The following is a 24,452-nucleotide window of genomic DNA, read 5'->3' as shown; positions in this document are numbered from 1 at the left end:
CTTTTTTTATGTCCTATCTGTAAACAAATCTTTAAACCCTATTCTCCTATTATTTTAGAAAAATCAGGTTTAAAATAATTAGGTCCTTTCATCACTTTCCCATCTTCACGGTAAATTGGTTTGCCATCTTCTCCTAACTTACTCATATTACTGCGTTGGATTTCGTCAAAAACTGCTTCTATTTTATGCTGCAAACCATGTTCAATAATGGTTCCGCACAGAATATACATCATATCACCCAATGCATCTGCAATTTCTACCAGATCATTATTTTGAACTGCTTCAAGATATTCTTCGTTTTCCTCTTTCATTAAGTTGTAACGAAGCGTGTGTTTACTTTCCCCTAAATTAGCTGTAGGAATTTCACTGTGACCTATTTTAAAAGCCGTATGAAATTCTTTAACTGAGTCTATCTGTTTTTGCATCTTTTTATTTTGTTAAATGAAAAGGCAAATTAGCAACTATTTCTAAACTATTAACTAAATTTGCCGGAAATAATTTAAACTATGTTTAGTCAAGGTCAATTAGTGTTTGCAGGCTTGTTTTTTGTTGCATTTGTTATTGCTGCAATTTATGCCTATCGAAAAGATATAAGAATACATAAAGAGTTTTATAAAGGAAATTACAAGATTCTGATAGGATTTGGAATTTTTATTGGAATTTTATTTTTGATAAAAGTGTTTTTCAAACGTTAGTTTTTTTTAAACCAAACAAATAATGTCCACTAAATAGTGGACTTTTTTATTTCTAAATCTTTCATAATTGGCAATAAAAAAACCTCAAACAACCTCTTTTATTCAATTAAAAACCAAACACTTAATAAACTAAACTACTCGACTTCTTTATTTTTTTTCTTCGAAAACAGATAAGATAAAAATGATCGAATAGCATAAAGCCTACCTTAAATTCAAACCAAACATAAATAGATCAAAATCCTTTATTTAGAAAATGATCTATATTTATTTAACACTATCGGTGACTTGTAAATAAAATCTTTAACTTTACAAAAATTAACAATCCTGTATATTATGAAGATTTTAAAATACTTATTTCTTTTACTATTGCTAAGTTTTGTGGCTTTATCCATTTTTGTGGCAACTCAAAAAGGAGATTTTACCGTAGAAAGAAGTCAAATCATAAATTCTCCAAAATCAACAGTATTTAATTTTGTTAATGATTATAGAAACTGGGAAGATTTTAGTTCTTGGGTTGTTGAAGATCCTGAAATGCAAATTACGTATCCTAAAAAAACAATTGGTCCTGGAGCTTCCTTTTCATGGGAAGGAAAAGAGGGAACGGGTGATATGATGACTCTTTTTGTAAAAGAAAATGATAGTATTTCTCAAAAAATGAATTACGATGGAACTTCATCATCCGTTTTCTGGAGTTTTAAGGACACGATAGGCGGAACAAAAGTAACTTGGAAAACTACCGGAAAAATGAGTTTCACTATGAAGGTTTACACCGCTTTTAATGGAGGCATAAATAAAATCATAGGAAGAATGTATGAAAAGAGCTTAGCTAACTTAGACAAGACTCTTGATTTCGAAATCAATACTTATGCGGTAAAAGTAAATGGATTGGTAAAAAAACTAGGCACTTTTTATTTAAGACAAACCTTTACCAGTGAAATTTCAAAGGTTACTAAAAATGCTCAAATCGTATTCCCAAAAATGATTACTTTTTGCGAACAAAATAATATCGAGTTAAACGGAAAACCATTTATAATTTATCACACTTATGATTCCGTAAGCGGATTGACCAAATTATCTTTTTGTGTGCCTATAAAAAATCAAATCTTAACGAGCTCCGGAAGTGATATTTTAACTGGAAAACTGGAACCATTCGACGCAATTAAAACTACTTTAACTGGGGATTATTCGCATACAAAAAAAGCTTTGGATAAAGCAAAAGCATACATTAACACGAATCGAATTGATATTGACCCGACATTTTCTCATTTAGAGAATTTCACCATCAGTAGAACCGAAATTAAAAACCCTTCAAAATGGGTTACGGAAATTTATCATCCAATACAACCAAAAGTAATTCCTGTAAAAACTTTCACTCCGGCTGCCATCAAGAAAACTGAAGCCGTAAAAACGCCTGCACCTGCAATAAATAAGGAAGAAGAACAATCTGAATTTTAATGTTTTTTTAAAGCCTATTAAACCTTTTTGATAAATTCTATTCTAACTCCTAAATAATCGCTTTGCAAGAAGAACAGGAATTTATAAATCACTTGTTAAACCCTAAAACGCAAAATCAAGCGTTTCAGCAGTTGTTACAGGATTATCAAAGACCGTTATACAATCATATTCGTAACATCGTTTTGAATCACGATGATGCTGATGATGTATTGCAAAATGTTTTTATAAAAATATTTCAAAATCTGAAAAATTTCAAAGGAGAAAGCAAACTTTTTTCATGGATGTATCGCATTGCTACGAATGAAGCCTTGACATTTTTGAAACAAAAATCAAAAACAAGTGGCATTTCATCAGAAACTTTACAAAACAAAACTATCGATAATCTGGAAGCCGATGTGTTTTTTGACGGGAATGAAATTCAAATAAAATTACACAAAGCGATTGCATTATTGCCTGAAAAACAACAGTTGGTTTTTAAAATGAAATATTTTCAAGAACTGAAATACGAAGCCATTTCAGAAATCCTGGGAACCTCCGTTGGTGGATTAAAAGCATCTTATCATCTTGCTGTAAAAAAAATTGAAGCTTTTGTTTCGACAAATTAAACCTTTTTGCTGTAACACTGTCTAAAGTACATTATGAAAACATTTAAATTAGAGAACGAACCTAAAATTGAAACTGGATTTAAAACTCCAGACCATTATTTTGAAAATTTTTCAATCAAAATGATGGAGCAATTACCTAAAAACGAGCCAAAAGTAATTTCTATTTTCCAAAAAAGAAAAACTTTAATCATCGCGGCAGCAGCGGTTTTAGTACTTGCATTAATGATTCCAATTTTAAGTCCTTCTTCGACAGACAAAAAAGAACTGGACGCTACAGCTTTAGAAAATTATATTACGTATCAGTCTAATGTGAATCAATATGATTTGATAAATGTATTAGAAACCGAAGATATTAATAACATAAAAACTGGTATTGTTTTAGAAGATGAAACCATAGAAGATCATTTATCAGTAAATTCCAATTTAGAAAATCTTATTTTAGAATAAACCCGATTGTAAAGCTTTAAATTTAAGCTATAATTAAACAAAAAATAAAAATGAATATTAAAAAATTAATCCCAATAGTATTGCTATTTGTTTCATTCAACTTTTACGCTCAAGGCGAAAGTATGAAAGAAAAAAAAGAGCAAATAAAAGCTTTAAAAGTAGCTTTTTTCACGACTGAATTAGACTTAACTACTAATGAAGCCGAAAAATTCTGGCCAATTTACAATGCATTTGATGACAAACAGTTTGAACTGAGACATCAAAAAATGAGAACGTACATGAAAAGAATGAATGATGGTTCGCTAGATAAAATAACCGAAAAAGAAGCAAATACCTTTTTGTCCCAAATAGAAAATACAGAGGAAGAACTATTTTTATTGCGAAAAAAATTCATGAAAAATGTAAGAACAATTTTGCCAGCCGTAAAAATAGTTAAGCTTAAAAAAGCTGAAGAAGATTTCAATAGAAAATTGCTACAACAATATCGCAACAAATGTCAAAAAAACCATTAGTTTTATTTTATTAGTTCAAAAAAAATACCCTAAGCTCTAATTATATTAGACTTAGGGTATTTTTATTATATGACTATCCGTTACTAATACCAGTTGATCATTTCAGCCACAGATTTTACGGATTTTCACAGATTAAAGAAAAAACGAACCGTTTATTGAAAAGGAATCTGTGAAAATCTTTTGAATCTGTGGCAGAAAAGAAATTTAGTCTGCTTAGCGGACAGTCATATTTTATTAAATGACTGTCCGTTACTTGTCCCAAGCTACATCTTATAAATAAAATTAGCTGTTTTGTCATTTCGACGAAGGAGAAATCACATAACGAGAGTAACTAATGAGATTTCTCCTTCGTCGAAATGACAAAATTAAATACATTGGTATTAGTAACGGACAGTCATTTTTCATTATTTAAAATTGATGCGAATCATTTTATTTTGTCCCGCTGCAATGACCGTATGATTATCTATAAACCTGATGGTATTAAGACTGGAATCTGTTGACAATTGTTTCCATGAATTACCGCTATCCGAGGAATAGTAAATTCCTGAAAAACCAACTGTTACCAGACCTTTACCGTTACTTTCAGGAACATATTGCACACAAGAAGCGTATCCAAAACCTTGATTTTCTGCTATTAGGTTCCATGTTTTTCCACCATCTGTGGTGATTGCTTTATTAGAAAAATTTTGATTTCGAACCTCATAATCCCCTCCGGTAACAAATCCGTTTTGAGCATCATAAAAATCTGCTGTAAAAATCCCGGTCATCGACTTTCCTTGAACAATTGGGGTATCATACACGGTCCATGTATTTCCCTTATCCGAAGAATAAAAAACTCTTGATTTTTTTCCACCGGAAACAATCCAAGTGTTGTTCCCTTTTATCACAATATTAGTGTTGCTTGCCGCAAAAGCTGCTTCTCCATCGATCACTTTTGGTAATTTAGCAGACGGGGCTTTATTCCATGAATTTCCGCCATCACGAGTGATTATTATATTCAGACAATCCGCGATTGGATCACCGATCGCTATTCCTTCCCTATCATTCCAAAATTGCATACTATCATAAAACACTTTCTCGTGGTTTTCTTGGTACACTAATTTTGTTTCCTTGCCGTCTTTTGAAATTTGATATAACAACGCTGGATTCCCTACGTTTAGAATAAAAATATGTTTTTTTGTTTTGGCATTACTTCTAAACTCAAGCTTTAAAGAATCTTTGATAATTTTGCTTTCAAATTTTTGATTGTTATCCAAATTAAAAAAACCGAATCTTCCTTTATCCGCAGCAAACCAAACTTTATTTACATCAAATAAAATTGCCCTAATACTTATTTTATCCTGAAATAACGTGTCAATTACAACGGACTTAAATTCACTGTTATTTTCATTTTTTACATTATAAACACTTGTCTTACAAGACGCAAAAACAGTTGAAGCTAACAGAATTAAAAAAATATTTTTCATTTTTTATACATTTTATGGCTAATTTACAATTAATAATAAGAATAGGAAACAAAGAATAAATTATGGCACAGTAATTGGATAATCAAAAAAAGAATAAACTTAATCCAATTAATTATGAAAACGAAACTATTACTATTGAGTCTATTGACTTCTGTTTTCGCAACACAAATACAGGCGCAAGATAGAACATCAGTAAATGCAATGAATAACGAAATCAGTGACAACCTTGATTTGAGAGCTGTTGCTTCTATTTTTGGTGACTCCAGAAATCTACAGGATTTTGAAAGACGCCTGAATGACCCTGAACTACAAATATCAAATTTAGATTTGAATAATGATAATGAAGTTGATTATTTAAGAGTTATCGAAACTGTCGAAAATCGGACTCACGTAATTATCATTCAATCTGTTATAGACACCGATGTGTATCAAGATGTAGCTACAATTGACGTTGAAAAAGACAGAAATAACAACATTCACGTTCAAGTAGTAGGAGATGTATACATGTATGGTCAAAATTATATTTATGAGCCTGTATATTATAGCACTCCATTAATTTATGCTTCATTCTGGTCTGCTAATTATCGCCCGTATTACTCCACTTGGAATTGGGGTTATTATCCTTCCTATTATTATGCATGGAATCCATTCCCAATATTCAGATATAGAAATAACATCAACATTTGTTTGAACATCAACAACAATTACAATTATGTTAATTACAGAAGAAGTGAACGAGCAGTCGTTCTATATAATTCAAGACGTTCAAATGGCTATGAAAGACAATACCCAAATTATTCCTTCTCCAGAAGAAATGCTAATGTAACAAACCGTTATGAATTAGATCAAAGAAGAGGTTCAAGAAATGAAGTTGGTTCCTCTAACCGAAGAACAGGATCACAAAGAGATTATTCTCAAAACAGAACTAGCTCTTCAAGAGAAACAACACCACAAAGAGCAGGTTCTTCAAGAGATTATTCTCAAAACAGAACTAATCCTTCAAGAGAAACAACGCCGCAAAGAGCCGGTTCGTCTAGAGACTATTCTCAAAACAGAACTAATCCTTCTAGTCAGGCAACTCCACAAAGAGGAAATTCTCAAAGAGACTATTCTCAAAACAGAACCAATCCTTCTGGTCAGGCAACTCCGCAAAGAGGAAATTCTCAAAGAGATTATTCTCAAAACAGAACCAATCCTTCTAGTCAGGCAGCTCCACAAAGAGCAGAATCTTCAAGAGATTATTCTCAAAACAGAACCAATCCTTCTAGTCAGTCAGCACCACAAAGAGCTGAATCCCCAAGAGATTATTCTCAAAACAAAGGTAATTCTTCAAGAGAAGCAGCTCCACAAAGAGCGGAACAACAAAGAGACTATTCTCAAAACAAAGGTAATTCTTCAAGAGAAGCTGCTCCGCAAAGAGCTGAATCCCCAAGAGATTATTCTCAAAACAGAACTAGCCCTTCAAGAGAAGCAGCTCCACAAAGAGCGGAACAACAAAGAGGAAATTCTTCAAGAGAAGCAGCTCCACAAAGAAATGAATCTCAAAGAGGCAATTCATCAAGAAACGACAACAGAAGATCTTAAAAAATTTCTATATAAAACTGAAACACGGCTCTGACAGCCGTGTTTTTTTTTATTAGATAAAAAGCTTTAATTTATTTTAAAAGTGTAAATTTGAAAAGTTTTTTAAAAATAATACATGAGCGCAGCGCACAAAGACCTACATAGTAAATTAACATTAGGCGGTTTATTGATTTCATTAGGAATAATTTATGGTGATATAGGTACTTCACCTTTGTATGTAATGAAAGCCATATTGAGCGATCATATTATAAACGCCGACGTTGTTTTAGGAGGTATATCCTGCGTTTTTTGGACCCTTACATTACAAACAACCATTAAGTACGTACTGATCACTTTAAGTGCTGACAATCATGGTGAAGGTGGAATTTTTGCTCTATATGCTTTAGTCAAAAAGACAAAAATTCAATGGTTAATCGTCCCCGCCATTATTGGGGGAAGCGCCTTACTGGCCGATGGAATCATTACTCCTCCCATCTCTGTATCTTCTGCAGTTGAAGGTATTAGAACCTATTATCCTGAAATAAACACAATCCCAATTGTTATAGGTATCTTATTTGTGCTTTTTGCTATTCAGCAATTTGGAACCAAGTTAGTCGGTAAATTTTTTGCACCAATGATGCTTATTTGGTTTGGAATGCTTGCCGTACTGGGAACATTACAAATCGGACAAAATACGGAGGTTTTAAAAGCTATCAATCCGTACTACGCCTATCATTTATTAACCATTCATCCTGAAGGATTTTTTGTTTTGGGCTTTGTATTCCTTTGTACAACTGGAGCTGAAGCATTGTATTCAGACATGGGACATTGCGGGCGAAAAAACATTAGAATTAGCTGGATCTTTGTAAAATCGGCTTTAGTGCTTAATTATTTTGGACAGGCAGCCTATTTGATTCGTCACGAAGGTGAAACGCTACAAACTTTAGGCGGAAAAAATGGAAACCCATTCTATCTTATCATGCCCGATTGGTTTCAACCCATTGGAATTGTAATTGCAACAATGGCAGCCGTGATTGCTTCTCAAGCGTTGATTAGTGGTTCATTTACATTAATAAATGAAGCGATGCGATTGAATTTTTGGCCAAAAGTAAAAATAAAATATCCTACTGAATTAAAAGGACAATTGTACATCCCATCCATAAACTGGTTATTGTTTATCGGATGTGTTGGTATTGTATTGCACTTTGAAGAATCCAGTAATATGGAACATGCTTACGGATTAGCTATTATTTTATGTATGATAATGACTACTATTTTACTTAATTTTTATTTAATAATGAAAAGAGTAAAATTGTATTTTATCGTACCCTTGATTACGATATATCTAATAATTGAATTTAGCTTTTTGATTGCTAACATCACGAAGTTTGCCGAAGGAGGTTATGTAACCCTACTTATAGCGATCACTTTGATAAGTATAATGACAATTTGGTATTTGGCTAAGAAAATTAATAAGAGCTATACTAAAATTGTTAAAATTGAGGATTATAAAAAAGTCCTTGTTGAATTAAGTGCTGATTTATCCATCCCAAAATATGCAACGCATTTAGTGTACATGACTAATGCCGGAAGAACAGATGAAATAGAAGAAAAAGTAATGTACTCTATTTTACAAAAAAGACCCAAAAGAGCTGATATTTATTGGTTTGTACACGTAAATATATTAACGGAACCTTACAGAACCGATTATAAAGTAACCGAGATAGTCAAAGATGATTTGTATCGTGTGGACTTCAATTTAGGTTTTAGAGAACCTACCAAAATAAACCTGATGTTTAAAGAAGTAATTAAAGACATGGTCCAAAAAGGAGAAGTAGATATCACCAGCAGATATGAATCTTTGAACAAAAACAATATCATAGGTGACTTCAAATTTGTATTATCTGAAAAGTTCCTTTCTAACGATAGTGATTTACGTTGGCATGAAAAATTAATTATGAATTCTTATTTCTTTATCAAAAAACTAAGTTTATCCGAAGAAAGAGCTTTCGGTTTAGACAGTAGTTCCGTAAAAGTGGAGAAATTCCCAATGGTACTTCATGCTCCTGAAAACATAGGCTTGACAAGAGTTAAATAATTTTTTTCATTTAAAAATCTAAAAAAACACTGTTTTAAAAACAGTGTTTTTTTATGCCAAAAAATTAAAAAACAACATTCATTATTAAAAATATAACATTCAATCAATTAATAGTACCTTTGCACCTCAATTATTTAAAATGAGATTACACAGAAATTTAGTTTATACTACCATTGACGCATTAAATGCCATTTTTAACGAAGGCGAATATGCTGATAAAGTGGTAGCAAGATCCTTAAAAAAAGACAAACGTTGGGGAAGCTCTGACAGAAAGTTTGTTGCCGAAACCATCTACGAAATTGTACGTTGGAAAAGATTATACGCAGAAATAGCCGAAGTAAAAGAACCTTTTGACAGAGACAATCTTTGGAGAATGTTCTCCGTTTGGGCAGTATTAAGAGGCTACCCTATTCCGGATTGGCGTCAACTGGAAGGAACTCCAGAAAGAAAAATAAAAGGGCGTTTTGACGAACTTTCAAAAGTGAGAGCTTTAAAAGAATCTATTCCGGACTGGATGGACGAATTGGGAGTTAAAGAATTAGGTGAAAAAGTTTGGGCAACTGAAATAGCAGCTCAAAACCAACCAGCCAGAGTAATCCTAAGAGTAAATACACTTAAAACTACGAGGGAAGCGCTTCGTGCTATTTTGATGGATTTAAACATTGAAACGGAAACACTTAAAAATCAGCCCGATGCTTTGGTACTGAAAGAAAGAGCCAATGTTTTCTTGACCGACGCTTTCAAACAAGGTTTCTTTGAAGTTCAGGATGCCAATTCACAATTAGTGGCGGCTTTCCTTGACGTAAAACCAGGAATGCGTGTTGTTGATACATGCGCTGGAGCAGGTGGAAAAACATTGCATATTGCTTCTTTGATGGAAAACAAAGGACAATTAATCGCTATGGATTTGTATGAAAGCAAATTGAAGCAATTAAAAATCAGAGCCAAAAGAGACGGTGCTTTCAATATTGAATACCGTATTATTGACTCGACAAAAATCATCAAAAAATTACACGAAAAAGCAGACCGTGTTTTAATTGACGCACCTTGTAGCGGATTAGGAGTTTTGAAAAGAAACCCAGATGCTAAGTGGAAATTGAAACCGGAGTTTATTGACAACATTCGTAAAGTACAATCGGAAGTTTTAGAAAGTTATTCTAAAATTGTAAAACCGGGAGGAAAATTAGTATACGCAACTTGTTCTATATTACCATCCGAAAATCAAGAACAAATTGCTCGTTTCTTGACAACTGACATTGGAAAACAATTCAATTTTATTAAAGACCAAAAAATCTTGGCCTCAGAGTCTGGTTTTGACGGGTTTTATATGGCTTTGTTAGAACGTAAAGAATAAGTTTCAAAAAGCAATGGCAATAACAATGGCAATAGTCAATAAAAAAAGTTCCAATTTCTAATTTGAAATTGGAACTTTTTTTATTGACTATAAATTTCAAAAATTCCTTTTTGATATTGATTTTTGCAATTGCTATTGATTAATCATTCATTGAGATTAAAAACTCTTCATTATTCTTCGTTTTCTTAAAACGATCATTGATAAAATCCATTGCTTCCACTGGATTCATATCCGAAAGGTATTTTCGCATAATCCACATGCGTTGCAATGTTTTTTGATCCAATAACATATCGTCACGTCTTGTACTTGAAGAAGTTAAATCGATCGCCGGGAAAATACGTTTGTTGGCAATTTTTCTGTCCAATTGCAATTCCATATTACCGGTACCTTTAAATTCTTCAAAAATAACTTCATCCATTTTCGAACCAGTCTCAGTCAATGCAGTAGCAATGATACTCAATGAACCTCCATTTTCAACGTTACGGGCTGCCCCAAAGAAACGTTTTGGTTTTTGCAATGCATTCGCATCCACACCACCACTTAATACTTTACCCGAAGCAGGTTGCACCGTATTATACGCTCTCGCCAAACGCGTAATGGAATCCAATAGAATCACTACATCATGTCCACACTCTACCAGTCGTTTTGCTTTTTCAAGAACGATATTCGCAATTTTTACATGCTCTTGCGGCTCTCTATCAAATGTAGAAGCAATTACTTCTCCACGTACACTACGTTGCATATCCGTAACCTCTTCCGGACGTTCATCAATCAATAAAACAATCAAATATACTTCAGGATGATTTGCCGCAATTGCATTGGCAATTTCCTTAAGCAACATGGTTTTACCTGTTTTAGGCTGCGCCACAATCATACCACGTTGTCCTTTTCCTATTGGTGAAAACAAATCGATAATTCTAGTTGAAATCGTGCTTTGCTTCTCCGCCAATTTGAATTTCTCCGATGGAAAAACTGGGGTTAAATGCTCGAATGAAACTCTGTCACGAACCACTTGGGGATCGTGTCCGTTTATTTTTAAAACTCTAACTAATGGGAAAAATTTCTCTCCTTCTTTTGGTGGACGAACCACGCCTTTTACCGTATCTCCGGTTTTAAGACCGAACAATCTGATTTGAGAAGTCGATAAATAAATATCATCTGGCGAAGCCAAATAATTATAATCTGAAGAACGCAAGAAACCATATCCATCAGGCATCATTTCCAGAACGCCTTCGCTTTCTATAATTCCGTCAAATTCAAAATCAGAAGCAGCAAAATTACTTTTCTTATTTTTAAAATTCGGATTTTGATTCCCGTTTTGGTTCGGGTTCTGATTTGGATTTTGTTTGTGTAATTGATTTGGATTGATCTTTTTTACCGGAGCAACAGGAGCTTCTGTTTTCTCTTCAGTTACTGTATCTGTAGCCTCTACATTCTCTTTACTTGCTTCTTTAACCTCTTCTTTATCCTTTTTTAAAGCAATTTTCTTTTCGTAAGCTGATTTATTAAATTTAATAATTTTACCTACTTTTTTCTCATTCCCTTCAGATTCCGGATTTGGAGCCGATTCCTCTTCTTTTGAAACAGCTTCAATCGGAAGGTTATTTTCAACAGGAACATTTGTTTCAGTATCAATTTCTTCTTTTTCAAAAAGAGAATTTGGCACAGCTTTTTGAATGGCTACTTTTTTAACAGGAACAATTCTAGCTCTTTTGGGCTTATCGTCCTCAAGGTCACTTTCCTTTTTTGTGTCTAATGCCGAATCAACGTTGTCCACTTGATGCGCTAAAATCTGACTGATTAAAGTCTCTTTTTTCACACCGTTAAATTTTATGGTTTTAGCCGATTTAGCTATTTCTTGAAGCTCAGAAAGCTTCATTTCTTTTAATGCAGAAATATCAAACATGAATGTTCTATGAGTTTAATTAATTGGGAATAATCTAAAAGATTAGGTAGTAAACTTTATTTTGAATCAACCGCAGTATGAAGTGCTTACGGTATTATGATGCAATAATACGAATAAAATTTAATCAGACAATAGTATTTATAAAAAAGAAAATATATTTTTGTAAAAGATATTTAACAAATGATACAAAGAATTCAGACCATCTATTTACTACTTGCATTTGTAGTTACAGGCATCTTACTGTTTTTTATTCCGTTATGGACCATGAAAGATGGAAAAGAGTTTTATTTCATGCAAAGTCAAGTCTATACCATAGTATTGGGATTGAGTACGACACTAACTTTATTAAGTATTGTTTCCTATAAAAAAAGACAAAATCAATTTGTTATTGGCAGATTGAATATCATATTAAATTTGATTTTATTAGGATTGTTTGTATATCGTTCACTAAATCTATCTGGAGAGACACCTGCTGTTTCGGAGAAAGGTATTGGGATGTTTCTACCTGTAGTAGCTATCGTATTATTAGTCTTGGCTAATAAGGCCATCAAAAAGGATGAAGATCTTGTAAAATCTGTGGACAGATTGAGGTAAACCTATAAACTTTAGTTTATTAGTGCGAAGAGAACCCGAATGTAACAATTCGGGTTTTTTTGTACCTTCTATTTTTTATTTTAGCAAAAAAAAGAGAATAAAATTCTTATAAAATGATATTCTCCTATTTTTTTTATAAATTTGGAAACAGCTATTACGATATGTTACAAAAAATTAGAATTCACCTCGCTGATGACCATCAAATTCTTATTGATGGCATTCGGACTTTACTGCATACCGTCCCTAATTTTGAAGTAGTTGGGTTTTCACTCAATGGTGGCAACATTTTCAATGAAGTCACCCTAAACAAAGCAGACATTCTAGTTTTGGATATTAATATGCCTGAAAAAGATGGTATTGAAGTCATCAAGGAATTTGCTAAAAAGGGATTCCCCTGCAAGATTATTGTTTTATCCAGTTACGATGATTTAAGAATAATAAAAGAAGTGATGAAATTGGGTAGCAGTGGCTATTTGACAAAAAAATGTGCCGGTGAAAATATCGTTGAAGCGATTCAAGCGGTATCCAGAGGCGAAGAATATTTTTGCAAATCAGTCAGGGAAAAAATATTTAGTACCGTCACAAAAGACAACATAAAGTTACTAAAAAACGAGTCTGCGGTAAATTCTATTTTAACGGATCGGGAATTAGAAATTATCACATTGATATCACTGGAATATAGCGGTAAAGAAATTAGTGATCAACTGTTTATCAGCATGAATACTGTTGAAACTCACCGTAAAAATATAATGAAAAAATTAGACGCAAAAAACTCCATAAGTCTTGTTAAATATGCCATTAAACATAAATTAATTAAATCCTGAATCGATGGCAATCCATTAGAAATACGATTTACTTTTCATGAAACTTTAGCTGGATTCTGAAAGCTAAAATTCACATATGTTTTCCACTTAAACTATTTCTGAAACAAATTAAATTTGCAATTAATCAGCCGTGGCTGAAACATTAGAACCCTTAAAAATCACACAAAAACAGAATAAAATTAAATTCTCTATGCGGTACAAACAAATTGTTATAGTATTGATTTTACTCCTGAATCTCTCTTGCATCACTGTTTTTTCACAAAAGAAAACACCTTCAAAAAAAGAAGTTACCTTGATTTCCAACGAGGCCATTAAGTTGATGAAAGCCGGTAACTTCGAAAAATCCTTAATAAAATCAAGACTTGTTTTAAGTTATGCTATTGCTTTAAAAGATGACAATCTCATTGCATCCGCCTATAACACGATTGCTGCAAATTTTGATCAATTGTCTGAATATGACAAAGCCTTTTTTTATTACAATAAAGGGTTAGCCCATGCGAATAAAACCGATAATGATGAGTTAAAAAATTGGTTAAATAATAATTTGGGAAACATTTATTGTTTTGACAAGAAACAATACGAAAAAGGGATTTACTACTACAAAAAATCACTGCAATACAGCACTAAAATTCATGATTCATCTCAAATTGTTTTTACAAAACTCAACATTACTTGGGCCTATTTTGACATTGGTCGTTATGAAGAGGGACTGCCCTATTTAAAATACATAAACAAATACCACAAAAAATATGGCGATGAATCTACCATTGTTGCACTGAACATGCTCAATGGAATGTATTACAACTATAAAAATGATCCAAAAAAAGCACTGTTTTTTTTCCAAAATGCGATAAAACTAGGGAACGAAGGAAATGAGAAATCAGACTTATCGTATTCCTATCATGAGTTTTCTAAATTTTTATTAAAAAATGGAGATTTCAAAAATGCGTATAAAAATCTTGCGCTTTACAATGATTTAACGGTCGAATTAAACAACGAAGACAAACTTAATAAAGCAAATGTTGCCGGAATAAATCTTGAAATTGACGAGTACAAAAGAGAAATTGATAAAATAGGAAATGAATACAAAACCAAAGAATATTTATTAATACAGGAACAATCCAGAAACAAAAAAATTGTAATTGGAATCATTTCAGGTTTACTATTATTCTTTTTCCTTTTTTACATTTTTTCTGAAAATTCTAAACTCAAACAAAAAAACAAACTAAAAGATATTCAAAGCCAAGTACATCAAAATATAATCAACGCATCCATTAACGGACAAGAATTAGAACGAAAAAAAATAGCTTCTTTTTTACACGATAACATTAGTGCCTTACTCTCTTCGGCAGGATTACACTTGAGCACTTTCACTTCGAAGAACCAAATTATTTCTCAAGAAATCATAAAAACCAAAGCCATATTAGAGGAAGCGCATGATCAAGTTCGTGATTTATCACACGAACTGATGCCTACCCTTTTAGCACGATTTGGTTTATTTTATGCATTAGAAGATTTATGTGAAAAAAACTCAAACTCTGCAATTCAATTCAATTACGCAATTGTTGTGCCCACAAAAACACGTTACAATGAAGATTTTGAAATTAAAATGTATTTTATCATAATGGAACTACTAAACAACATCATAAAACACAGTAAAGCGACTCAGGCTAAATTAACTATTCAAGAAAACAATAAATCACTTCAAATCGAAATCGAGGATAACGGTAAAGGATTTGACACCGATAAATTTTATATTCTGGAGGGCTTCGGAATCAACCAGATTAAAGCCCGAATAAATAATCTGAAAGGAACTATCGCAATACATTCAAAGATTGATTCCGGTACATCTGTTGTTATTGAAGTACCTATTACCTATCAAAAAAAAATAACTACATCCGTTTTTCCATCTCAATAATTTCCATATCCTTGATTTTGTCACCCTCAATCACAAAACGCAACATCGTACGCACTTGATGAAAACCACTTTTCCCAGCCGCTCCGGGATTCATGTGTAAGAGATTATATTTTTTATCAAATATGACTTTCAAGATGTGCGAATGCCCACAAATAAACAATTTTGGCGGATTCGATTCCATCTCCGCTTTAATATTGGGGTTGTATTTCCCAGGATAACCGCCAATATGCGTAATCCAAACATCCACTCCTTCACACATAAAACGATTGTGCAACGGAAATTCCAATCGGGCTTTTGCATCGTCAATATTACCATAGACACAACGTAACGGTTTTAGCTTTTTTATCGCATCCGTTACAGCCAAATCACCTATATCGCCCGCATGCCAAACCTCGTCAGCCTGTGCGACATATTTCAAAATCGTATCGTCAATATGACTGTGTGTATCAGAAAGCAGTAGTATTTTTTTCATATTTATAGTATCATTGCGAGGTACGAAGCAATCTGGAGCTATTTCCTGCTTTTCTTTTCAATCTTTTTATTTTTAAAGGAAAAATAAAAAGGATTTCCATTTCAATCAGGGCTACGATTTTGTGGTAAAAATAAACATTCGAATTCCAAATAAAAAATCAAACTGAAACTTAACAAACTTTGCGCCTTAGCGACTTCGTGGCAAAAAAATTAATAAGTATCTTTGTGACTTCAAAAAAATTCAATTGAGATATTTCATAAAATTAGCATACAACGGAACCCATTATCACGGCTGGCAATACCAACCCAATGCTGCCTCCGTTCAGGAAACGATGAACAAAGCGTTTTCGGTGCTATTGAATACAACCATCAATCTTATGGGAGCCGGAAGAACGGATACCGGTGTTCATGCCAAAGAAATGTATGCTCATTTTGATTTTGAAACAGCATTTGACATTCCAAGTTTAGTACACAAACTCAACTCCTACTTGCCCAAAGACATTGTGATTTATGCTATTATTCCGGTTCATGATGAAGCGCATACTCGTTTTGATGCTACTAAAAGAACCTACGAATACCATATCAATACGTTTAAAGATGTTTTTTCGCAAGAACAAAGTTGGTATTTCCATCAAAAGTTAGATATCGATTTGATGAATGAAGCAGCAAAAATACTATTCAATCACACTGATTTTCAATGTTTTTCAAAAGTAAATACAGATGTAAATACTTTTGATTGTACTATTTTTGAAGCCAATTGGAAACAAGAAAACGGCAACTTAACTTTCACCATTTCGGCCAATCGTTTCTTACGAAATATGGTTCGTGCCATTGTGGGAACATTGGTAAACATAGGATTACACAAGATTACACTGGCTGATTTTACGGCCATCATAGAAAGTAAAAACCGAGATAAAGCTGGTTTTTCGGTTCCGGCGCATGGTTTGTATTTAACCAAAATAGAGTACAATTTTAGATTCTAGAAAATAGAGAATAGATTTTAGACAGCAGATTTCAGGATAAACCTCTAACTTCTAACCCATAACTCAAAACTCAAATTTTGAAAGCAAAAGCATTTGATACCCGATTATTCAAACGAATATTAAAATTCACCAAACCCTACCAATGGCGTTTTAACGGTGTGATTATTTTTGCCGTTTCGCTATCGATTTTTGCGGCATTACGTCCGTATTTATTGAAACAAACCGTTGATGGATACATCGCAACCCAAGACCAACAGGGATTATTATTGTATGTAATCCTGATGGGAATTGTACTTTTACTGGAGGTATTCTCGCAATTTTACTTTGTGTATTGGGCGAACTGGCTCGGTCAGGATATTGTAAAAGACATTCGAACAAAATTATTTCGCCATATTCTAAGTTTCCGAATGAAATATTTTGATCACGTTCCTGTGGGACAGCTCGTGACACGCTCAGTTTCGGATATTGAATCGATTGCCCGAATTTTTAGTCAGGGATTGTTCATGATTATCAGTGACTTGATGAAAATGGTTGTGGTACTGGCTTTTATGTTCTACATGAACTGGAAACTGACTTGGATTGTGATTGTGGCAATGCCAATTTTAGTTTATTTCACAAGAATTTTCCAGAAGAAAATGCAAGTCGCTTTTGAGGAAGTGCGTACCCAAATTGCCAACATGAATTCCTTTGTGCAGGAACGTGTAACGGGAATGAAGATTGTTCAGCTCTTTAATCGGGAAGAAATTGAATACGAAAAATTCAAAAACATCAATGACAAACACAAAAAAGCCTGGATAAAAACCATTCTTTATAACTCCATCTTCTTCCCTATTGCCGATATTATTTCATCTTTAACGCTTGGTTTTATTGTATTGTATGGCGGAATCAAAATATTAAACGGAGATAACTTCACCACTTTTGGAGATTTATTTTCGTACACGATGTTCATCGGGATGTTATTCAATCCGTTGCGTCAAATTGCGGATAAATTCAATGAGATGCAACTGGGAATGATTGCGGCGAACCGTGTTTTTGACATCTTGGATACCGAAGATCAAATTCAGGATACCGGAATTATCGAAGCGCCAATCTTTAAGGGAGACATCGAATTTAAAAACGTCCGTTTTGGGTACATTCCGGATGAAGAAGTGATAAAAGGAATTGATTTGGAGGTTAATGCCGGTCAAACAATTGCTATTGTAGGCTCTACAGGTGCCGGAAAATCTACGATAATCAACTTACTGAATCGTTTTTACGAAATCAACAGCGGTTCTATTTATATTGACAATCACAATATTGAGAATTACACATTGGGTTCCTTACGAAAACAAATTGCGGTTGTATTGCAGGATGTTTTCCTTTTTGCCGATACTATTTTCAATAATATCACCTTGAATAGTCCCGAAATAAGTCGCGAACAGGTTTTGGCTGCAGCCAAAAAAATTGGCGTTCATGAATTCATCATGAGTTTACCGGATAATTATGATTTTGATGTGAAGGAACGCGGGGTTATGCTCTCTTCCGGTCAGCGTCAACTGATTGCTTTCTTGAGAGCATATGTGAGTAATCCCAGTATTTTGATTTTGGATGAAGCCACGTCTTCGATAGATACGTATTCCGAAGAATTAATTCAACGTGCTACGGAAACGATTACCAAAGGCAGAACCTCCATTGTGATTGCGCATCGCTTGGCAACGATTGTCAATGCTGATAAAATTGTGGTGATGGATAAAGGACTGATCGTAGAACAAGGAACGCATCAGGAATTAATCAACCGCGAAAGTGGCTATTATAAGAACTTGTATGATTCCCAATTTTCGGTGGCAAATTAGTTTTTTTGCTGCGAGGCATTAAAGGGACGAAGACTAAAAAATTAACAGATATGGATTTACACTGCTGCAGTTTGTTTAAAACAAAGGTGTTTTTCTGAAAATTTGTTAGTTTGCCACTTTATTACTTTGAAACTTTCTCAAAACAGAATAAATCCTTAAATTCGCCCAATCAATTAAATAAGAAAAACACACAAAATGAAATGTGCTTTTGCAAATTTCATTTTACAATTAAAAAATAAATACTAAAAAAATGAAATACGATATTATAGTTTTAGGAAGTGGTCCAGGTGGTTATGTTACAGCTATTAGAGCATCACAATTAGGCTTTAAAGTAGCCGTAATAGAAAAAGAAAACTTAGGCGGTGTATGCTTGAACTGGGGTTGTATCCCAACGAAAGCCTTATTGAAATCGGCTCAAGTTTTTGATTATCTAAAACACGCTTCTGATTATGGATTGACTGTTTCATCATTTGATAAAGACTTCCCTGCTGTTGTACAACGCAGTCGTAGTGTTGCTGATGGAATGAGCAAAGGTGTTCAATTCTTGATGAAAAAAAATAAAATCGACGTGATTGATGGTTTTGGAAAATTAAAACCAGGAAAAAAAGTTGATGTTACTGATGCAGCCAATAAAGTTACTGAATACAGTGCGGATCATATCATTGTTGCTACTGGAGCACGTTCTCGTGAATTGCCAAACTTGCCTCAAGATGGTATAAAAGTAATTGGTTACAGACAAGCAATGACATTACCAACACAACCAAAATCAATGATTATTGTTGGTTCTGGAGCGATTGGAGTTGAATTTGCACACTTCTACAACTCAATGGGAACTGAAGTTACCATTGTAGAATTCATGCCAAACGTAGTTCCTGTTGAAGACGAAGACATTTCGAAACAAATGGAACGTTCTTTGAAAAAAGCAGGTATCAAAATCATGACGAACTCATCTGTTGAGAGAATTGATACTACCGGAGCAGGTGTTAAAGCATTTGTGAAAACAGCAAAAGGAGAAGAAGTTTTGGAAGCGGAGATTTTACTTTCGGCTGTTGGAATCAAAACCAACATTGAAAACATAGGATTAGAAGAAGTAGGAATCGCTACTGACAAAGATAAAATTTTAGTAAATGCATACAACCAAACCAACATTCCGGGTTATTATGCTATTGGTGATGTTACGCCAGGACAAGCACTAGCGCACGTAGCTTCTGCTGAAGGAATCAATTGTGTGGAGAAAATTGCAGGATTACACGTAGAACCTATCGATTACGGAAACGTACCGGGTTGTACCTATGCAACTCCAGAAATTGCTTCTGTAGGTTTGACTGAAAAACAAGCTAAAGAAAAAGGATACGAATTGAAAATTGGTAAATTCCCTTTCTCAGCTTCAGGAAAAGCGAAAGCTGCCGGAACACCGGATGGTTTTGTAAAAGTAATTTTTGATGCTAAATACGGAGAATGGTTAGGATGTCACATGATTGGAGCCGGAGTTACCGATATGATTGCTGAGGCAGTTGTGGCGCGTAAACTGGAAACTACTGGACACGAAATCCTAAAATCAATTCACCCACACCCAACGATGAGCGAAGCTGTTATGGAAGCGGTTGCTGATGCGTATGGTGAGGTAATACATTTGTAAATATAAACGCGTTTCGAAAAACGAATATAAAATCCGATTGGCGAAAGTCAATCGGATTTTTTCATAACATCATTTGCAACACAAAGCATCCATTTTGTGGGAATTTAGCATATTAACATTTATTTACTAATCAAGGTTTTGAACCTATCGTATTGTACTCTATATTTGTATTTCAAGCCTTTTTACTAACGCCATTTCGATTTTATTATACCATAAATGAATACTGAAACCATCCGTTTTTCGAACACACTACACGAAAACCAAAATAAAAATTGGGTAAGAGCCATCGATTCTTCCAAAATCATCAATTGGATTGATGATTTATTCAGAATATTATTTCCCGAGAAAGCTTTGGAAACCATACAAATCGAATTGCTTTTGGACCAAAACAAAGCCAACTTTATTGCCATTCTTTCGGAGATTGTAAAAGATAAAACGGCCAATGAAATTCTGGATGACGCCGAATCTTTTTACACCGCGCTTCCGGATTTGTACACTTCGATGCAAAAAGATGCACAAGCCATATTAGATACGGATCCTGCTGCCGATTGCATTCAGGAAATCATCAATTCCTATCCCGGTTTTTTTGCCATAGAAGTCTATCGTATTGCCAACGCTATTGCTTCCCGTACCACATGTCTGCTTCCGCGAATTCTTACCGAATATGCACACAGTAAAACCGGAATTGACATTCACCCAAGTGCTACAATTGACGTTCCTTTTATCATTGATCATGGCACCGGAATTGTCATTGGTGAAACCACAACCATAGGAAAACACGTGAGTATTTATCAAGGAGTCACTTTAGGAGCGTTGCAAGTGGAAAAAAACATGCAGGAAAAAAAACGCCATCCTACTGTAGAAGACCATGTTATTATTTATGCCAATGCCACCATTTTGGGCGGTAGCACAATCATAGGAAACCACAGTATTATAGGCGGAAATACGTTTATAACCAAGAGTGTGAATCCGTATTCATTTGTGATGCAATCCACAAAAAACACCGTTTTGAATCAGCAGGAAATAAAAGATATTAATTTTTTCTCCATCTAAATTATGACAAAATACAACAACATACTAGAAACAATAGGGAACACACCGCACGTAAAAATCAACCGTTTATTTGGGCCAAACCACAATGTCTGGATTAAACTGGAACGTGCAAATCCCGGAGCCAGCATCAAGGACAGAATTGCTCTTGCCATGATCGAAGATGCCGAAGAAAAAGGATTGTTAAGAGAAGGCGGTACCATTATTGAAGCTACCTCCGGAAATACGGGCATTGGACTCGCGATGGTTGCCGCTGTAAAAGGTTATAAATTAGTGCTGGTCATGCCAGAATCCATGTCCATAGAAAGGCGCCGACTCATGAGCCTTTATGGTGCCGAATTTGTCTTGACTCCCCGTGAAAAAGGGATGAAAGGCGCGCTGGAAAAAGCACAGGAATTAGTAACCGAAATGCCTAATGCCTGGTCACCGCTTCAATTTGAGAATCCCGCCAATATCGAAATTCATAAAAAAACCACCGCTCAGGAAATCATAAAAGCATTTCCTGATGGTTTGGATTATTTAATTACCGGCGTAGGAACCGGCGGTCATATTACAGGTTGTGCAACCCTATTGAAACAACATTTCCCAAACTTAAAAGTATACGCAGTAGAGCCCGAAGCATCGCCCGTTATCAGCGGTGGCGCACCTGCTCCTCACCCTATTCAAGGAATTGGCGCCGGATTTATCCCCATAAACCTGCATACTGATTTGCTGGACGGAACCATCCAAGTGAGCAAAGACGAAGCATTTGTCTATGCCCAAAGAGCCGCAAAAGAAGAAGGCATGTTCGTAGGGATATCCTCTGGAGCTTCGCTGGCAGCAGTGGCCAAAAAACTACCCGAAATCCCTGAAAACGCCAAAGTCCTGACTTTTTGTTACGACACCGGCGAACATTATTTAAGCATCGAAGGCTTATTTGTATAAACGAAAATCCCCTTTAAAATACGAACCGATTTGTGAAAGTAAGTCGGTTTTTTTATGGCATTTAATTATTTTTGGGCGTGTCCTTGTTGCAGCACTATTTTATAAATCACTTTGATTAGTCCCGCAACAAGGTCAGGCTGTTTGTTCCCGCTTTTATTGTTTTACCCTTCGGGATAAAACAATAAAGAGCTCCACTGCCATCCTTCACGCGAAACGTACTCAATCGACACTCCCATAAGTACAAAAAGCATCCAATAAATAAAAAGCTCTGTTGATGATTTATAAGATAATTATTATATATTTGAAAATAAATAACTACTGATACTTATCAGACATAACAACCCAATTTAGGGTGGATAAGTCGGACGCTATCAGACGTATAAACAAGTTGTGTGCAACTTTTAACCAAAATACTACTAAAAACAAACTTTAATGAAATTTTTAAAAAGAACTAATGGAGCTGTATTCTTTGTGGATATATTAGGTTTTGGTGCTTTAACTCAAAATCAAGTTAATCTAGACAATAAAGATTTTTCAATTTGGCTAGACAAATATCATCAAAACTATGACAATCAGGTTTTAGCGGCATCTATTCTTGCAGAATTTAGAGAGATATTAAACAAGATTGACAGAAAATACAAAAACGTTGTAATATCCCAACTTTCTGATTGTGCTTTTGTTTGGTCAGAAAACATAAAAGAAGTTATAATTGTTGCAAATAATATAATGTCAGAATGTATTAATAATGGGATTTTCTGTCGTGGTGGTTTGTCATATGGTGAAATTCTTGAAACATATCAAAATCACAAGCTCGGAAGATTTATAGTTGGAAATGCAGTCACAGAAGCTGTTAAACTTGAAGGAATTGCAAAAGGATGTAGAATTATGATTTCTCAAGAATTTCCTCATAACCTTTTTGAGCAAGATAAAGAATTTAGCAATCGAATATTTCCTCTTTTTCAACCTTTTATTAATCCACTTGATTATCTAACTTACGATGAATTTAAATGGTATTTTGCTCCATTTATGACTGAAAATATAAATGAAATTATAAATTGTGACAAAAAAAGTAAAATAAAATTAACTCGACAAAGATTAAAACTTGCAAATAAATTAAGATTAGACCCGAAATTTTCTTGGAATGCAAAATCTTCTCAAGGTTTAGTACATTTAAGGGCATCTATTAATTTTATAGCAGAATCTAAAGATAGCGTATTAAAAATACAGCACGAATTTGGTTGGGAAGATGTATGTGAAGCTAGAAGCTATGAAAGTATTAAGAAAGTTGAAAAAATGATTAATCAAGAAATAAGGTAATTAATGGAAAATTTTTATGGAAATGATATAGAAATAAAAAGGGAAATGAATAAGATTTCATTGGATACATTCGTTTTTGACAAGCACAATGTTTTAGATTTTCCAATAGATAAACTGATTGAAAATTTAAAACTTGACATCAATAAACTTTATGATGAGCATAAAAAACTTATTGATTTATCATCCGAAAACCCGAAGAGATATGAGGAATTAGATGAAATAGCACAACAAACAGGACATAGTTTACACATTCAAGAATATGAATATATACAGGATATTCATTATATAGAAGATGAATTATTTGTTCTTTTTGAAATGAAAATTATTTATTCATTCAAACATTTAGAAATAAACATTAAAAACTTAATTTCCGCTTCTTATGAAGATAAATCAGTTAATAAACAATTTAATTGGAGAGATTTAAATCAATATTTAACTTTAAAAAATATTGACATAAAAACTATAAACGCATATGCAGAAGTTGACCAATTAAGAGAAGTTAACAATTCTCTAAAACACTCTACTGAAATTAAAAATGATAATATTAAAAGAATAACTGAATTTAAAAGTAAAGAAGAAATAACATATCGTGAGTTAGAAAAATTTTATAAAAGAATAAAAGAGAAACCTAAAGAATTTTTAAGTTCTTTATCACATAAAATTTATCAAGACATATATGAATTTGATAATAAAAAAATTATTGAAATAGCTAAATCATATGCATCAAGGATGAATAAAAATGATGCTAAAAAACTGACTATTGAGCTTTTAAAATTATACTAAATATTAAAGCAGCACA

Annotated in this window: 22 protein-coding genes; 18 read left to right on the top strand and 4 right to left on the bottom strand. The window is 33.7% G+C overall.

The genetic code is table 11. The annotated features are described in order from the left end of the window. Positions 1-38: 38 nt before the first annotated feature. Positions 39-425: a pyrophosphohydrolase domain-containing protein gene (locus E0I26_RS15215; protein ID WP_131917300.1), complete on the bottom strand. Its 387-nt coding sequence runs from the start codon at positions 423-425 to the stop codon at positions 39-41. Positions 426-506: 81 nt separating this feature from the next. On the opposite strand from E0I26_RS15215, the gene E0I26_RS15210 reads away from it, so the two are divergent. The 5 genes from E0I26_RS15210 (at position 507) to E0I26_RS15190 (ending at position 3,714) form a co-directional block, all read left to right on the top strand. Then, a complete protein-coding gene (locus tag E0I26_RS15210; RefSeq protein WP_131917299.1) occupies positions 507-695 on the top strand; it encodes a hypothetical protein in 189 nt (62 codons plus the stop codon). A gap of 333 nt (positions 696-1,028) precedes the next feature. After that, a complete protein-coding gene (locus E0I26_RS15205; RefSeq protein ID WP_131917298.1) occupies positions 1,029-2,150 on the top strand; it encodes an SRPBCC family protein in 1,122 nt (373 codons plus the stop codon). A 62-nt stretch (positions 2,151-2,212) separates the two neighbouring features. Then, positions 2,213-2,755, top strand: a complete 543-nt coding sequence (locus E0I26_RS15200; protein WP_131917297.1) for an RNA polymerase sigma factor — start codon at positions 2,213-2,215, stop codon at positions 2,753-2,755. Positions 2,756-2,788: 33 nt separating this feature from the next. Continuing rightward, positions 2,789-3,202: a hypothetical protein gene (locus tag E0I26_RS15195; RefSeq protein WP_131917296.1), complete on the top strand. Its 414-nt coding sequence runs from the start codon at positions 2,789-2,791 to the stop codon at positions 3,200-3,202. Between the two features lie 50 nt (positions 3,203-3,252). After that, complete coding sequence (locus tag E0I26_RS15190) at positions 3,253-3,714, top strand: sensor of ECF-type sigma factor (protein WP_131917295.1); 462 nt, start codon at positions 3,253-3,255, stop codon at positions 3,712-3,714. A 404-nt stretch (positions 3,715-4,118) separates the two neighbouring features. Here the strand turns inward: E0I26_RS15190 and E0I26_RS15185 are convergent, their stop codons facing one another. Continuing rightward, entirely contained in the window at positions 4,119-5,180 is a 1,062-nt protein-coding gene (locus tag E0I26_RS15185; RefSeq protein ID WP_131917294.1) for a sialidase family protein, read from the bottom strand. A 114-nt stretch (positions 5,181-5,294) separates the two neighbouring features. On the opposite strand from E0I26_RS15185, the gene E0I26_RS15180 reads away from it, so the two are divergent. The 3 genes from E0I26_RS15180 to E0I26_RS15170 all read left to right on the top strand — a co-directional run bounded on the left by E0I26_RS15180 (position 5,295) and on the right by E0I26_RS15170 (position 10,195). Continuing rightward, a complete protein-coding gene (locus E0I26_RS15180; protein WP_131917293.1) occupies positions 5,295-6,764 on the top strand; it encodes a hypothetical protein in 1,470 nt (489 codons plus the stop codon). A gap of 115 nt (positions 6,765-6,879) precedes the next feature. Beyond that, positions 6,880-8,841 (top strand): KUP/HAK/KT family potassium transporter, encoded by a 1,962-nt coding sequence (locus E0I26_RS15175; RefSeq protein ID WP_131917292.1) that lies wholly within the window; start codon positions 6,880-6,882, stop codon positions 8,839-8,841. Between the two features lie 139 nt (positions 8,842-8,980). Next, on the top strand, positions 8,981-10,195 hold the full coding sequence (locus tag E0I26_RS15170; RefSeq protein ID WP_131917291.1) for an RsmB/NOP family class I SAM-dependent RNA methyltransferase: 1,215 nt from the start codon (positions 8,981-8,983) through the stop codon (positions 10,193-10,195). A gap of 139 nt (positions 10,196-10,334) precedes the next feature. Here E0I26_RS15170 and rho read toward each other — a convergent pair whose 3' ends face one another. Then, on the bottom strand, positions 10,335-12,101 hold the full coding sequence (gene rho / locus E0I26_RS15165; RefSeq protein WP_131917290.1) for a transcription termination factor Rho: 1,767 nt from the start codon (positions 12,099-12,101) through the stop codon (positions 10,335-10,337). 180 nt (positions 12,102-12,281) lie between these two features. Between rho and E0I26_RS15160 the strand changes: the two genes are divergently transcribed. The 3 genes from E0I26_RS15160 (at position 12,282) to E0I26_RS15150 (ending at position 15,437) form a co-directional block, all read left to right on the top strand. Beyond that, complete coding sequence (locus E0I26_RS15160; RefSeq protein WP_131917289.1) at positions 12,282-12,695, top strand: DUF4293 domain-containing protein; 414 nt, start codon at positions 12,282-12,284, stop codon at positions 12,693-12,695. Between the two features lie 161 nt (positions 12,696-12,856). Beyond that, a complete protein-coding gene (locus E0I26_RS15155; protein ID WP_131917344.1) occupies positions 12,857-13,519 on the top strand; it encodes a response regulator in 663 nt (220 codons plus the stop codon). A gap of 190 nt (positions 13,520-13,709) precedes the next feature. Then, positions 13,710-15,437, top strand: a complete 1,728-nt coding sequence (locus E0I26_RS15150; RefSeq protein ID WP_131917288.1) for a tetratricopeptide repeat-containing sensor histidine kinase — start codon at positions 13,710-13,712, stop codon at positions 15,435-15,437. Here the strand turns inward: E0I26_RS15150 and E0I26_RS15145 are convergent. Further along, the gene (locus tag E0I26_RS15145; protein WP_131917287.1) at positions 15,412-15,909 is read right to left on the bottom strand and encodes a metallophosphoesterase family protein; all 498 of its coding nucleotides are present in this window, start codon (positions 15,907-15,909) and stop codon (positions 15,412-15,414) included. The genes E0I26_RS15150 and E0I26_RS15145 overlap by 26 nt on opposite strands. Before the next feature lie 244 nt (positions 15,910-16,153). Here E0I26_RS15145 and truA point away from each other — a divergent pair, with 244 nt between their 5' ends. The 7 genes from truA to E0I26_RS15110 all read left to right on the top strand — a co-directional run bounded on the left by truA (position 16,154) and on the right by E0I26_RS15110 (position 24,436). Continuing rightward, positions 16,154-16,891: a tRNA pseudouridine(38-40) synthase TruA gene (truA, locus tag E0I26_RS15140; RefSeq protein WP_131917286.1), complete on the top strand. Its 738-nt coding sequence runs from the start codon at positions 16,154-16,156 to the stop codon at positions 16,889-16,891. Positions 16,892-16,968: 77 nt separating this feature from the next. Further along, a complete protein-coding gene (locus E0I26_RS15135) occupies positions 16,969-18,723 on the top strand; it encodes an ABC transporter ATP-binding protein (RefSeq protein WP_131917285.1) in 1,755 nt (584 codons plus the stop codon). Positions 18,724-18,973: 250 nt separating this feature from the next. Then, entirely contained in the window at positions 18,974-20,362 is a 1,389-nt protein-coding gene (gene lpdA / locus E0I26_RS15130) for a dihydrolipoyl dehydrogenase (protein ID WP_131917284.1), read from the top strand. A gap of 216 nt (positions 20,363-20,578) precedes the next feature. Further along, positions 20,579-21,415, top strand: a complete 837-nt coding sequence (locus E0I26_RS15125) for a serine O-acetyltransferase (protein ID WP_131917283.1) — start codon at positions 20,579-20,581, stop codon at positions 21,413-21,415. 3 nt (positions 21,416-21,418) lie between these two features. Continuing rightward, a complete protein-coding gene (gene cysK, locus E0I26_RS15120; RefSeq protein WP_131917282.1) occupies positions 21,419-22,336 on the top strand; it encodes a cysteine synthase A in 918 nt (305 codons plus the stop codon). A 432-nt stretch (positions 22,337-22,768) separates the two neighbouring features. Further along, on the top strand, positions 22,769-23,653 hold the full coding sequence (locus E0I26_RS15115) for a hypothetical protein (RefSeq protein ID WP_131917281.1): 885 nt from the start codon (positions 22,769-22,771) through the stop codon (positions 23,651-23,653). Positions 23,654-23,656: 3 nt separating this feature from the next. Further along, entirely contained in the window at positions 23,657-24,436 is a 780-nt protein-coding gene (locus tag E0I26_RS15110; protein ID WP_131917280.1) for a hypothetical protein, read from the top strand. Positions 24,437-24,452: the final 16 nt, after the last annotated feature.

The organism is Flavobacterium rhamnosiphilum (assembly GCF_004349195.1).
Classification (GTDB): domain Bacteria; phylum Bacteroidota; class Bacteroidia; order Flavobacteriales; family Flavobacteriaceae; genus Flavobacterium; species Flavobacterium rhamnosiphilum.
This window is presented reverse-complemented; position numbering and strand designations above follow the sequence as displayed.